General features: G+C 63.7%; 12 protein-coding genes. 7 read left to right on the top strand and 5 right to left on the bottom strand.

The annotated features are described in order from the left end of the window. Nucleotides 1-107 precede the first annotated feature (107 nt). On the top strand, nucleotides 108-1,178 hold the full coding sequence (locus BACI348_RS11150) for a quinone-dependent dihydroorotate dehydrogenase (RefSeq protein WP_159825795.1): 1,071 nt from the start codon (nucleotides 108-110) through the stop codon (nucleotides 1,176-1,178). A 97-nt stretch (nucleotides 1,179-1,275) separates the two neighbouring features. Here the strand turns inward: BACI348_RS11150 and BACI348_RS11145 are convergent, their stop codons facing one another. Beyond that, nucleotides 1,276-1,878: a DUF3043 domain-containing protein gene (locus tag BACI348_RS11145; RefSeq protein ID WP_159825793.1), complete on the bottom strand. Its 603-nt coding sequence runs from the start codon at nucleotides 1,876-1,878 to the stop codon at nucleotides 1,276-1,278. Between the two features lie 90 nt (nucleotides 1,879-1,968). Between BACI348_RS11145 and BACI348_RS11140 the strand changes: the two genes are divergently transcribed. The 5 genes from BACI348_RS11140 (at nucleotide 1,969) to BACI348_RS11120 (ending at nucleotide 7,171) form a co-directional block, all read left to right on the top strand. Further along, nucleotides 1,969-3,411 (top strand): dipeptidase, encoded by a 1,443-nt coding sequence (locus BACI348_RS11140; RefSeq protein ID WP_159825791.1) that lies wholly within the window; start codon nucleotides 1,969-1,971, stop codon nucleotides 3,409-3,411. A gap of 174 nt (nucleotides 3,412-3,585) precedes the next feature. Then, nucleotides 3,586-3,975, top strand: coding sequence for a HesB/IscA family protein (locus BACI348_RS11135; RefSeq protein ID WP_159825789.1), 390 nt, complete (start codon nucleotides 3,586-3,588; stop codon nucleotides 3,973-3,975). Between the two features lie 187 nt (nucleotides 3,976-4,162). Next, nucleotides 4,163-5,035 carry an aa3-type cytochrome oxidase subunit II gene (gene ctaC / locus BACI348_RS11130; RefSeq protein WP_159825787.1) on the top strand — a complete coding sequence of 291 codons (873 nt, stop codon included), beginning with the start codon at nucleotides 4,163-4,165 and terminating at the stop codon, nucleotides 5,033-5,035. A gap of 10 nt (nucleotides 5,036-5,045) precedes the next feature. After that, complete coding sequence (gene ctaD, locus BACI348_RS11125) at nucleotides 5,046-6,773, top strand: aa3-type cytochrome oxidase subunit I (protein WP_159825785.1); 1,728 nt, start codon at nucleotides 5,046-5,048, stop codon at nucleotides 6,771-6,773. Further along, nucleotides 6,770-7,171, top strand: coding sequence for a cytochrome c oxidase subunit 4 (locus BACI348_RS11120; protein ID WP_159825783.1), 402 nt, complete (start codon nucleotides 6,770-6,772; stop codon nucleotides 7,169-7,171). Before ctaD ends, BACI348_RS11120 begins: the two co-directional genes overlap by 4 nt. 152 nt (nucleotides 7,172-7,323) lie before the next feature. On the opposite strand, the gene BACI348_RS11115 is transcribed toward BACI348_RS11120, so the two are convergent. Beyond that, nucleotides 7,324-7,617 (bottom strand): HPr family phosphocarrier protein, encoded by a 294-nt coding sequence (locus tag BACI348_RS11115; protein WP_159825781.1) that lies wholly within the window; start codon nucleotides 7,615-7,617, stop codon nucleotides 7,324-7,326. A gap of 166 nt (nucleotides 7,618-7,783) precedes the next feature. Here BACI348_RS11115 and BACI348_RS11110 point away from each other — a divergent pair, with 166 nt between their 5' ends. Beyond that, the gene (locus BACI348_RS11110; protein WP_159825779.1) at nucleotides 7,784-8,554 is read left to right on the top strand and encodes a GntR family transcriptional regulator; all 771 of its coding nucleotides are present in this window, start codon (nucleotides 7,784-7,786) and stop codon (nucleotides 8,552-8,554) included. 143 nt (nucleotides 8,555-8,697) lie between these two features. Here the strand turns inward: BACI348_RS11110 and qcrB are convergent, their stop codons facing one another. The 3 genes from qcrB to qcrC all read right to left on the bottom strand — a co-directional run bounded on the left by qcrB (nucleotide 8,698) and on the right by qcrC (nucleotide 12,304). Then, nucleotides 8,698-10,368 (bottom strand): cytochrome bc1 complex cytochrome b subunit, encoded by a 1,671-nt coding sequence (qcrB, locus tag BACI348_RS11105; RefSeq protein ID WP_159825777.1) that lies wholly within the window; start codon nucleotides 10,366-10,368, stop codon nucleotides 8,698-8,700. Then, the gene (gene qcrA / locus BACI348_RS11100; protein WP_159825775.1) at nucleotides 10,346-11,416 is read right to left on the bottom strand and encodes a cytochrome bc1 complex Rieske iron-sulfur subunit; all 1,071 of its coding nucleotides are present in this window, start codon (nucleotides 11,414-11,416) and stop codon (nucleotides 10,346-10,348) included. The genes qcrB and qcrA overlap by 23 nt, the downstream gene beginning before the upstream one ends. Before the next feature lie 99 nt (nucleotides 11,417-11,515). Next, nucleotides 11,516-12,304 (bottom strand): cytochrome bc1 complex diheme cytochrome c subunit, encoded by a 789-nt coding sequence (gene qcrC, locus BACI348_RS11095; RefSeq protein WP_159825773.1) that lies wholly within the window; start codon nucleotides 12,302-12,304, stop codon nucleotides 11,516-11,518. Nucleotides 12,305-12,318 lie beyond the last annotated feature (14 nt).

Raw genomic sequence — 12,318 nt, 5'->3', positions numbered from 1 at the left:
TTATGCTAATCTGCCGGCCCGGCCGCGCTTCGGTGCATTCTGTCCGGTGGCGTTATGGTCCGGGCCCGTTTTGGTATGGCGCGGCGAAAGGCGGAAGACTGGAAGGCATGCGCGTTTATCCCACATTCTTCAGGCTGGCCTTTTCATGGATGGACGCCGAGCGCGCCCACAAAATCGGATTCCAGGGCATCAGGCTTGCACACCGCTCCGGTGCGGGAAGAATCCTGGCGAAACTGACGGCGCCGGCCCCATCACTGCAGACCACCGCATTCGGCATCACCTTTCCGTCCCCCTTCGGGCTTGCTGCCGGCTTCGACAAGGAAGGGCACGGCATTGAAGCCCTCACAGAGCTGGGCTTCGGCCACGTGGAGGTGGGAACCATCACCGGCCAGGCCCAGCCCGGCAACGAGAAGCCGCGCCTCTTCCGCCTCATTGACGACCGCGCCGTGATCAACCGGATGGGATTTAATAACGACGGTGCCACCGCCGTTGCGCCCCGGCTGAAGGCAGCGCGCGCTGCACTCCAGCGCAGGAACCCTTCCGTGCGCCCCGTCATCGGCGTCAACATCGGCAAGACCAAAGTGGTGGAGCTGGCGGACGCCGTCGAAGACTACTTGGTCAGTGCCCGCAGCCTCGCACCCGCTGCCGACTACCTGGTGGTCAACGTCAGTTCCCCCAACACTCCCGGCCTCCGGCTCCTGCAGGACGTGGAAAGCCTCCGCCCGCTGCTCACGGCCGTGGGCGGCGAAGCCGACCGCGCAGCCGGCCGGCACGTTCCCCTGCTGGTGAAGATCGCCCCGGACCTCAGCGATGAGGATATCGACGACGTCGCCCGCCTTGCGCTGGACCTGAACCTTGACGGAATCATCGCCACCAACACCACCATTGCCCGTACCGGGCTGGCTTCCCCGGCGGAGCAGGTGGAAAAATGCGGCGCGGGCGGTCTCTCCGGTGCACCGTTGAAGCAGCGCTCCCTCGACGTGCTGCGGCGGCTCCGGAAGGTCACCGGCGATTCCCTCACCCTGGTGGCGGTTGGCGGTGTCGAGACCGCGCAGGATGTCCAGGACAGGCTCGACGCCGGAGCAACTCTGGTGCAGGGCTACACGGCTTTCCTGTACGAGGGACCGTTCTGGGCTGCCCGCATCAACCGGCAACTGGCAAGGAACCGCAGGGCCTGACCTCCCTGCAGCGTTTGGGTCCTTAAACAAACAACCCCGGTGGATGGTCCGCCGGGGTTGTTTGTTGTCTGCGCGGCAATGCTGCTGCCGGGCGGGGTCAGGCCGGGTACTGCCCGCGCTTGACCTGCGGCTTGGGCAGGCGCAGCTTGCGGAACTGCAGGGAACGCATGGAGCCGTACCAGACGGTGCCGCGCTCCACCTCACCGAACTTCTCGGCCAGCCGCTTGCGGAGCTTGCGGGAGAGGATAAAAACATCCAGGAAGACCGCCAGGAACATGACCCAGAAACCGCCCAGGACATAGATCATCATGTCGCTGGATGCCGGCACCACCAGGGACACCAGGACAAAAACGAGGGCTCCGAACATCAGGTATTCGCCGAGGCTGAACCGCGCGTCCACGTAGTCACGGGCAAAGCGCTTTTGCGGACCCTTGTCCCGCAGCGGCAGGAATTTCTCGTCGCCGGTGTCCAGTGCCTGGCGCATCTTGAGACGCTGGTCCGCGATGGCCTGCCGCTCTGCAGCCTTCGAGGCTTTGCGGTCCTCCGGCACCAGCGGGCGCCTGCGGGCCGCTTCCTGCGCCTTGCGCGTGGGGGTGGGGGCGCCCTTGCCGGCTATGCCGCCCTGCCGCGCCGCAGCTTCAGCAGCCTGCTGGTCTATGGTTTCCTGCGCCAAGGGCGCTTCCTTTTTACGTCCGAACACCTGAACAGAATACCTTGCGGCGGGGCTCCGGTTTCCGTGCGTACGCCTGCCTGCGGTGGTGCCCAATGTGACGAGGGTAATGTTTTTTCCATGACGTCACCCTCACCGGTAACCCCGGACAGTATTGAACGAGCCCAACCCGCCGGCTCGGCCGCAGGCACAGGCACGGACCATCTCCGGGCCGCAGTGGACAACTCCTTCGACCGGACCCTTGCACGCCTCAAGGAACTCGTCGCGATTCCGGGCATCGCCTGGCCCAGCTTTGACAGGTCGCCCCTGGAGCGCAGCGCAGAAGCAGTGGCTGGGCTGCTGCGGGAGTCCGGCCTCGAGGACGTCCGGATCCTGTGCTGTGACAAACCGGACGGCACTCCGGGCGGTCCTGCCGTCGTCGCCCGCCGCCCCGCCGCCGAAGGCAAGCCAACCATCCTGCTGTATGCGCACCATGATGTGCAGCCGGCGGGCGACGAGGCACTGTGGGAAACGGAACCGTTCGCCGCCGTGGAAAAGGACGGCCGGCTGTATGGCCGCGGCGCCGCCGACGACAAAGCCGGGATTATGGCCCACATTGCCGCTTACGCTGCCGTCTCTGAGGTCATCGGGGCGGAGCTTGGCCTTGGCGTCACGTTCTTCATCGAAGGTGAAGAGGAAGCGGGATCTCCCACGTTCCGGCCTTTCCTGGAGGCAAACCGCGAGCTCCTCCGTGCCGATGTCATTGTTGTTGCCGATTCCAGCAACTGGAAAGTGGGTGTTCCGGCCCTGACAACAAGCCTCCGCGGGCTTGTGGACGGGACCATCGAAGTCCAGGTCCTGGAGCACGCAGTGCACTCCGGCATGTTCGGCGGCCCGGTGCTGGATGCACCCACGCTGCTGGCCCGGCTGATCGCCACCCTTCATGACGACAACGGCAACGTCGCCATCCCGGGGCTCGTCGCCACGGATACCACCTCAGTGGATTTCCCGGAAGCGGACTACCGTGCTGATGCCTCGGTCCTCGACGGCGTCCGTCTGGCCGGTACGGGCAGCATCGCCTCACGGCTCTGGACCAAGCCGGCGCTCTCCATCATCGGCTTCGACGCACCTGCCGTCGATGTGGCCTCGAATACCCTGCTGCCCCGGGCGCGGGCCAAGTTCAGCCTGCGGCTCGCCCCGGGCCAGTCTCCCCAAGAAGCGATGGAGGCAGTGCGCAGGCACATCGAAGCGAATGCGCCGTTCGGTGCGGAAGTCACTTTCACGCCGGGGGAGAGCGGCAACCCGTTCCGGACGGACACCTCCTCAGCGGCCGCCACCCTGGCAATGTGGGCTCTCGGCGAAGCGTGGGGGGTGCCGGCCGTGGAGACGGGAATCGGCGGTTCCATCCCTTTCATCGCGGACCTGACGGAACTGTACCCCGACGTCCAGATCCTGGTGACGGGTGTGGAGGACCCGGACTCGCGCGCCCACAGCGCAAACGAGTCCCTGCATCTGGGTGACTTCCGGAAAGCCATCCTCGCCGAGGCGCTGCTGCTGGCGCGGCTGGACAGCGGCGGACTCTAGGAAACAACGCTCCCGGACGGGCTCCGCGGGAACAATGACGGTGCCCGCATGGTTACGTCAGGAGTTAGAGCTACAGGTGCGCCCCGCGTAGCATGTAGCTATAGCCCATACCGAATCCGTAGGGGCAGGCACCGTTAGCGCGGGGCCGCCAGACCGTCCTAAGAAGGTAGGCCAATGAGCACCGCAACCAATGAGAACCGCACCGAGACCACCAGCGCTGCCGCCGATGAGCTGCCCGTCCACGAGGTCAACCTGACCGACGTCGCCGCAGGCAAGGTCCGCAGCCTCCTTGAACAGGAAGGCCGCACCGACCTCCGCCTCCGCGTCGCCGTGCAGCCGGGTGGCTGCTCCGGGCTGATCTACCAGCTCTACTTCGACGAGCGCCTCCTCGACGGCGACGCCGTCCGCGACTACGACGGCGTTGAGGTAGTGGTGGACAAGATGAGCGTTCCGTACCTCAGTGGCGCCAGCATCGACTTCGAAGACACCATTTCGAAGCAGGGCTTCACCATCGACAACCCGAACGCCGGCGGCTCCTGCGCCTGTGGAGATTCCTTCCACTAGAACCGGTTGTTTCGCCTGGTGCCGGCGCCGTGGCCTTCCGCAGTCAACAAGTGCGGGAGCCACGGCGCCGACATGTGGGCGAAACGCCCGGGGGAGCGGTAAGCTCTACACCGAGTAGTAAAACTTTTAGTGTGCCCGCGGCGCCGATGGCTGCCCGGACAACAGCAACAAGTAGGAAGGGCCGTCTGTGAGTTCGCAGAACCGAACCGGCAGCCGACGCAAAACGATCACCACGATCACAAGCTTGGCAATTGCCGGCGCGTTGGTTTTGACCGGATGTTCGCCAGAGGTAGAGAAGGGGTGGCTGCCCACAGAACGTGGCACCACCAGCAATAGCGACCGCATCATGGACCTCTGGGTCAACTCATGGATTGCCGCCCTCGTTGTGGGCATCATTACGTGGGGCCTGATCGTCTGGTGCCTTGTTGCCTACCGTCGCCGCAAGGGCACCGTGGGGTTCCCGCGGCAGACCAGCTTCAACCTTCCCCTGGAAGTCTTTTACCTGACCATCCCGCTGTTTATGGTCCTCGTGTTCTTCTACTTCACGGACCGCGACCAGCAGGCCATTGATGACCGGTCCAAGCCCGCCGACGTCGTTGTTGACGTCCGCGGCAAGCAGTGGGCCTGGGACTTCAACTACAAGGCCGGCGACGTCATTGAGGAAGATCTCCACGAGGCCGGAGTCCAGGCCCACCTCACGGGCAACACGATCGACAAGGAAAAGCTCCCCACGCTGTACCTGCCGGTCAACAAGTCCGTGGACCTGGAGCTCAACTCCCGCGACGTGATCCACTCCTTCTGGGTTCCCGCCTTCCTGCAGAAGCGCGACATGATCCCGGGCAAGACCAACTACATCCGGTTCACCCCCACCAAAGAGGGCACCTACGACGGCAAGTGCGCCGAACTCTGCGGTGAGTACCACTCCGAGATGCTGTTCCGCGTGAAGGTGGTGTCCGAGGCTGAATTCCAGGCACACATGGAAGAGCTCAAGGCATCCGGCAACACGGGCCTCCTCGGTGTGGAGTACGACCGCAACCCGAACCTGAACGAAATTAAGTAAGGGGAGCGACGTGGCTACGTACACTCAATCCGCACCCACCGGAGCGCTTACAGCTCCCGTGGTTCCCAAGTCCAAGGGACGCATCGTCGTCAACTGGATCACTTCCACCGACCACAAGACCATCGGGTACATGTACCTGATCGCGTCCTTCGTGTTCTTCTGCCTCGGCGGCGTGATGGCCCTGCTGATCCGGGCAGAGCTGTTCGAGCCAGGCATGCAGATCCTGCAGACCAAGGAGCAGTACAACCAGCTCTTCACGATGCACGGCACCGTGATGCTCCTGATGTTCGCCACCCCGCTCTTCGCAGGCTTCGCGAACGTCATCATGCCGCTGCAGATCGGTGCACCTGACGTGGCGTTCCCGCGCCTGAACGCGCTGGCCTTCTGGTTCTTCCTGTTCGGCTCCACCATCGCGGTGTCCGGTTTCATCACCCCGCAGGGTGCCGCATCCTTCGGCTGGTTCGCCTACGCACCGTTGTCCAACACCACGTTCAGCCCCGGCATCGGCGGGGACCTGTGGGTATTCGGCCTGGCATTGTCCGGTTTCGGCACCATCCTTGGTGCGGTCAACTTCATCACCACCATCATCTGCATGCGCGCCCCCGGCATGACCATGTGGCGTATGCCGATCTTCACCTGGAACACCCTGGTCACGGCCATCCTGGTGCTCATGGCGTTCCCGCCGCTGGCCGCCGCTCTGTTCGCACTCGGTGCCGACCGCCGCTTCGGAGCCCACATCTTCGATCCCGAAAACGGCGGTGCCGTCCTGTGGCAGCACCTGTTCTGGTTCTTCGGCCACCCCGAGGTGTACATCATCGCGCTGCCGTTCTTCGGCATCGTCTCGGAGATCTTCCCGGTCTTCAGCCGCAAGCCGATCTTCGGCTACAAGGGCCTGGTCTACGCCACGATCGCCATTGCCGCGCTGTCCGTGACCGTGTGGGCACACCACATGTACGTCACCGGCGCCGTGCTGCTGCCGTTCTTCGCCTTCATGACCATGCTGATCGCGGTCCCGACGGGTGTGAAGTTCTTCAACTGGATCGGCACCATGTGGCGGGGTTCCATCACGTTCGAGACGCCCATGCTGTGGAGCATCGGCTTCCTGATCACCTTCCTCTTCGGCGGCCTCACCGGCATCATCCTGGCTTCGCCGCCGCTGGACTTCCACGTCTCCGACTCCTACTTCGTGGTGGCACACTTCCACTACGTGGTGTTCGGCACCGTGGTGTTCGCGATGTTCGCAGGCTTCTACTTCTGGTGGCCCAAGTGGACCGGCAAGATGCTCAACGAGCGCCTGGGCAAGATCCACTTCTGGCTCCTGTTCCTCGGCTTCCATGGAACCTTCCTGATCCAGCACTGGCTCGGCGTTGAAGGCATGCCCCGCCGCTACGCGGACTACCTGGTCGAGGACAACTTCACCTGGATGAACCAGTTCTCCACCGTTGCCTCGTTCGTCCTGGGTGCATCCCTGGTCCCGTTCTTCTGGAACGTCTACATCACCTGGCGCAGTGCCGAGCGGGTTCAGGTTGATGATCCGTGGGGCTTCGGAGCATCGCTCGAGTGGGCCACGTCCTGCCCACCGCCGCGGCACAACTTCACCTCGCTGCCCCGGATCCGTTCGGAGCGTCCCGCACTCGACCTGCACCACCCGGAGCTTCGCCAGGTCCACACCGTCGAGTCACCGGCTGCGGCAGCCCAGGTGCTCGGTAACGCCGAACAGAAGGACACCGCACAGTGAAAATCGAATCATGGATCTTTGGTTCCGGAGTCTTCTTCTTCGTGCCGGTTTCGCTGGTCTACGGATTCCTCACCAACTGGGGTGAGTGGGTAGGTATCCTGGGGATCCTCCTCGTGGGCGGCCTGGCCGGCATGATCGGCGGCTACCTCGGCTTCACCGGCAAGCGCGTTGGTATGCGTCCTGAGGACCGCAACGACGCCGAGATCCACGAGGGTGCCGGCGAGCAGGGCCACTTCAGCCCCTGGAGCTGGTGGCCGCTGGTCCTGGGCATCGCCTGCGCAACAGGGTTCCTCGGCCTGGCTGTCGGTTGGTGGATCGTCTTCATCGCAGGTGGCCTGGCACTCGTAGCCCTCATCGGCTGGGTCTACGAATACAGCCGCGGCGATCACGCCCACTAGGCACAAAGCAGCAAACAACGACGGCGGGCCTCACCTTTCAGGTGAGGCCCGCCGTCGTTGTTTGTCGTGTGAGCGGGGAGTGAAGGCACCGTCCGCAGATACAGCATTGCAAGCGCGCTGCGGCGCGGCCCGAGTGCGGCTGCGGCACGGCGCTAGGCTGCGCCCTGGGACTCCAAAAGCTGGCCGAGGGTGCGGAGGGCATCTTGTGCCTTTTCGCGGCTTAGCGGGCCGTCCAGCGCGGATTCCGCAATGCCGAGCTCCACTTCGCACCCGTGATAAAAATCAGCTGTCATCACCTGCAGCAGGGACCGGGCGTCGACGTCCTTGACGCCGGCCCTGGTAATGGTCACCGGAAGCCCGGTCTCGGTAACGGCCCGGACGAATACGGCGGCTGGACGCGCATGCAGTCCGATCAAGGCTGTGACCACGGCCTTCTGAGTTGGCAACGGGACTCCTTCTTGATGACGGCCCCATCCGTCGGGAATGGAAATTTTCCTGTCCAATATAGCGGCAGGCCGGCCCGCACGGCGAAATGCTCCGCTTCTGTGGCCCCCCGTGGTCTAGACCTGCCCTAAAATGGCCGGGTGAACCTAAATCAACGGGCGGTGTGCCGTGGCCGGTAGCGCGGCCGCCATCGCCGGTGACATTGACCGGACCAGTGGCACAGCCATCTGGGTCCAGCTGCGCGAAATCCTCCGGACCTACATTGTCGAGCAGTGCCGGCCGGGCTCCGCGCTGCCCTCGGAACGCGACCTGGCGGAACGGTTCGGCCTCGCCAGGATGACCGTCCGCCAGGCCATTGACGCCTTGGTGGGCGAAGAAGTGATTGAGCGGGTAGTGGGGTTGGGGACCTTCGTCCGCAGGCCCAAGCTGGACCTGCAGGTCAAGCTGACCTCGTACAGCGAGGAAATGCAGCGCCGAGGCATGGTCCCGGCTGCCAAGGTCCTGAGTTTCGAGCAGATCGGGGCAAGTGCCTTCCTGGCCCGCGAGCTCCAGCTGGACGAGGGAACGCCCCTGGTCCGGTTCAGGCGCCTCCTGCTGGCGGATGGTGAACCGATGAGCGTCGATGAGAACTTCATCCCGGCACACCGCGTTCCCGGCCTGCTGGACGGCGAGCCGCCCACATCGCTCTACAACGTCCTGAGTGAGCAGTACGGCCTGGTAATGGAGTGGGGGGAGGACATGATCGAAGCCACCGCGGCCTCCCCGTCCACGGCCCGGCTGCTGAACGTCGAAGTCGGCGCCCCACTGTTGAAGATCCAGCGTCACGCCTTCGTTGCGCGGACCATGGTGGACTACTCGGTTTCGTATTACCGCGCGGACCGCTACAAACTATGGGTTCCACTGCAGCGGCCGGGTGCACGCAGGTCCAGGAGCCACTAGCGGGGCTACGGCGCACTGTGCCGACGGCGACAATGGCCCGTGGCGGGAAGCGCCTGCGGCGGGAAGACGATGGAGTGCCCCTGGCAACAGAGAAGGCCCGGTCCTTTCGGACCGGGCCTTCTCTGTGTGGAAACTGACTGGGCCTAGTGGCTCAGGCTCTTGGCTTCCTCGGGTGCTTCGACTGCCGCATGGCCGTGGCCGTGGGCGGCTTCCAGCTCAGCCGGGGTTGCCGGGGCAACACGGTCCTCGAAGAACCAGCGGGAGAGGAACGCGCGGCGCTTCTCCTTGCGGGTCACCACACCGTGTTCGTTGGGTACAGCAGGCAGGACCTGAGGCGATTCGAAACCGACCAGCTTGTAGCGCTTGTACTCGTCCAGCGGTGCGTGCACCTCGATGAACTCGCCGTGCGGCAGGCGGACGATGCGTCCGGTCTCCCGGCCGTGCAGGGCGATTTCGCGGTCCTTGCGCTGCAGGGCCAACGCCACGCGCTTGGTGACGATGAACGCGATGATCGGTCCCACGAAGAACAGTGCCCTCAGCCAGTAGGTGACGTCGTTGAGTGACACGTGGAAGTGGGTGGCGATGAGGTCCGAACCGGCAGCGGCCCACATCACGCAATACCAGACGAAGCCGGCCACACCAATGGCGGTGCGGGTGGGAGCGTTGCGCGGACGGTCCAGGACATGGTGTTCGCGGTCGTCCTTGGTGATCCACCGCTCAATCCAGGGGTACATGAACATCACCGTGAACAGGATGCCGGCAGGTACCAGTGCGGGGAGCAGGACGTTGAACGTGAACACGAATCCGAGCCACGTCTGCTCGACGTGCCAGTCACCGAAGGTTCCCGGCATCAGGCGGAGGGCACCGTCCACGAAGCCGATGTACCAGTCAGGCTGGGTACCGGCGGACACCGGGGAGGGGTCGTAGGGACCGTAGTTCCAGATCGGGTTGATCGTGAAGAAACCGGCCATCAGGGCCAGCACACCGAAGACGATGAAGAAGAATCCACCGGCCTTGGCAGCGTAGACGGGACCCAGCGGGTAACCGACAACGTTGTTGTCGTTGCGGCCCGGGCCAGGGTACTGGGTGTGCTTGTGGACCACCACCATAAAGAGGTGAAGGACGATCATCAGCAGGATCAGTGCGGGGACCAGCAGGATGTGCAGCATGTACAGGCGGCTGATGATGGCGGTACCCGGGAACTCCCCACCAAAGAGGAAGAAGGAGATGTAGGTGCCAACCACGGGGATGGACTTGATCACGCCGTCGATGATGCGCAGGCCGTTTCCGGACAGCAGGTCATCGGGGAGGGAGTAGCCGGTGAAGCCGGCAGCCATGGCCAGGATGAGCAGCACGCTGCCCACCACCCAGTTCATTTCACGCGGCTTGCGGAACGCGCCGGTGAAGAACACGCGCAGCATGTGCACGGCGATGGAGGCCACGAACAGCAGTGCTGCCCAGTGGTGGACCTGGCGCATGAACAGGCCGCCACGGATGTCGAACGAGATGTCCAGGGAGGAGCTGTAGGCCACGGACATTTCGACGCCCTTGAGGGGCACGTAGGAACCGTCGTAGTGCGTTTCTGCCATGGACGGGTCGAAGAAGAATGTCAGGAAGGTGCCGGACAGCAGCAGGATGACAAAGGAGTACAGTGCCACTTCCCCGAACATGAAGGACCAGTGGTCGGGGAAGACCTTGCGGCCGAATTCGCGGAGGATGCCGGAACCGCCAACACGTGCATCGACGAAGTCGGTGAACCGGCCTGTCTTGGTTTTGGCGACGAAAGCGGGCTCAGCTGGTGATGCTGCGCTCATGCATATCACGCTCCCAGTAACTCGGTCCTACAGGTTCTTTGAAGTCGCTGGTGGCGACCAGGTAGCCCTCATCGTCAACTGCGATGGGCAGCTGGGGGAGGGGCCGGCTGGCGGGGCCGAAGATCACCTTGCACTCCTGAGTGAGGTCAAAGGTGGACTGGTGGCACGGGCACAGCAGGTGGTGCGTCTGCTGCTCGTAGAGAGCAACGGGGCAACCAACGTGGGTGCAGATCTTGGAGTAGGCAACGATGCCGTTGTAACCCCAGTCTTCGCGGCCCTCGGAGGGGTTCAATGAAGCGGGATCAAGGCGCATGAGCAGGACAACGGCCTTGGCCTTCTCGTTCAGCTTGCCCTCGTGGAGCTCGTTCAGGCCTTCCGGGATGACGTGGAAGGCAGAACCGATGGTGACGTCGGAAGCCTTGATCGGGGTTCCGTCAGGGTCCCGGGCGAGGCGCTTGAGCTTGCCTTCCTGGGGTGCCCACATGGTGTGGGCCAGTTTGTCGTCCGGACGCGGACCGAGGTCGCCGAAAATGGCAACTGCGGGCAGCGGCGCCAGCGCCACAGCACCCAGAAGGGTGTTGCGGATCAGAGGACGGCGCTTGATGCCGGTCTCTTCGACGATGTCCTCAACGATGCGGACAGCGGCCTGGCGGTCCTCTTCGTAGCGGATCGCGTGGCGTTCTTCGGATACTTCGTGGTCCGGCATCAGGGCTTTTGCCCAGTGCACGATGCCGGTACCGATGCCAAGCATCGCAAACGCGGTACCAAGGCCCAGGAGCATGTTCTGGAGCCGGATGGTGGCAATCGCCGAGTCTTCCCCAAGATCGATGGCGAAGTACGCCACCAGGAAGATCAGGGTGCCAACAACAGAAATGCCAAATAGTAAGGCGACCTGCCGTTCTGCCCGCTTTGCGGCCTTCGGGTCCGTGTCAGCCAGGCGCAAACGGTGCGGGGGAATTCCAGGATCCTGGAATTTCTCCACCTCATTCTGACCAGCCGTAGCTACGGTGCCCGAGTGGTTCGGACTGCCGTCACTATGGTTGCCCATAATTCGCCTCATCCTTCTCTCGTCCCGGCGGATGCCGGGTTAGTTTCTAATATCAAGCTGCTGACTCGCCAGCAGAAGTTGTGGTGTTCCGCGAAGATCCTAGGACGTCCGGGAAGTCAGCCAGATGGTGAAGGCGATGATGACGCCAAGGCCTGCGACCCAGACGAACAGGCCTTCCGCCACGGGGCCGAGGGAACCGAGGTCAGCGCCGCCGGGAGAGCCGGTGGTCTCGATCTGCTTCAGGAAGGTGACGATGTCGCGCTTTCCTTCAGGCGTGATGTTGGAGTCGCTGAAGACCGGCATGTTCTGCGGTCCGGTGACCATTGCCTCGTAAATGTGCTTGCCGGAAACATCTGCCAGTGCGGGTGCGAACTTACCCCGGGTCAATGCGCCGCCGGCGGCCGCAGCGTTGTGGCACATTGCGCAGTTGGTGCGGAAGAGTTCTCCACCTTTGGCTGCGTCACCCTTGCCGTCCAACAGGCTTTCATCAGGAATTGCCGGGCCGGCTCCCAGGGAGGCAACATAGGCTGCAAGCTCGCGGGTTTGTTCGTCGTTGAACTGCGCAGGCTTCTTCAGCGCCTGGGGGCCGTTCATCTGCATGGGCATGCGGCCGGTTCCAACCTGGAAGTCAACAGCAGCAGCGCCGACGCCCACGAGGGACGGACCATCCTGGGAACCGCTGGCGCCCATGCCGTGGCAGGTGGCGCAGTTGGCGGCGAAGAGTTTTCCACCTTCCTCAACGTCACTTGTGCTGTAGGTGGTGGTGGAAGCCTTGGCCTCGTTGACGGTGGTGGCCACGGCGTACAGCCCGCCAGTGATGAGAAGCCCCATCAGTAGGAGGGCAATGACTGCCAGTGGGTGTCGCCGCTTTTGCGAGAGTGCCTTCACGTGGTGGTTCCTTT

Source organism: Arthrobacter sp. 9AX (assembly GCF_902506095.1).
GTDB lineage: Bacteria > Actinomycetota > Actinomycetes > Actinomycetales > Micrococcaceae > Arthrobacter.
The sequence above is the reverse complement of the archived record's forward strand: the minus strand, read 5'-3'. Positions and strand labels throughout refer to the sequence as shown.

Coding starts and splice junctions, on each gene's coding strand:
- BACI348_RS11150 (WP_159825795.1), top strand. CDS start 108: ATGCGCGTTTATCCCACATTCTTCAGGCTGGCCTTTTCATGGATGGAC.
- BACI348_RS11140 (WP_159825791.1), top strand. CDS start 1,969: ATGACGTCACCCTCACCGGTAACCCCGGACAGTATTGAACGAGCCCAA.
- BACI348_RS11135 (WP_159825789.1), top strand. CDS start 3,586: ATGAGCACCGCAACCAATGAGAACCGCACCGAGACCACCAGCGCTGCC.
- qcrB (WP_159825777.1), bottom strand. CDS start 10,368: ATGAGCGCAGCATCACCAGCTGAGCCCGCTTTCGTCGCCAAAACCAAG.
- qcrA (WP_159825775.1), bottom strand. CDS start 11,416: ATGGGCAACCATAGTGACGGCAGTCCGAACCACTCGGGCACCGTAGCT.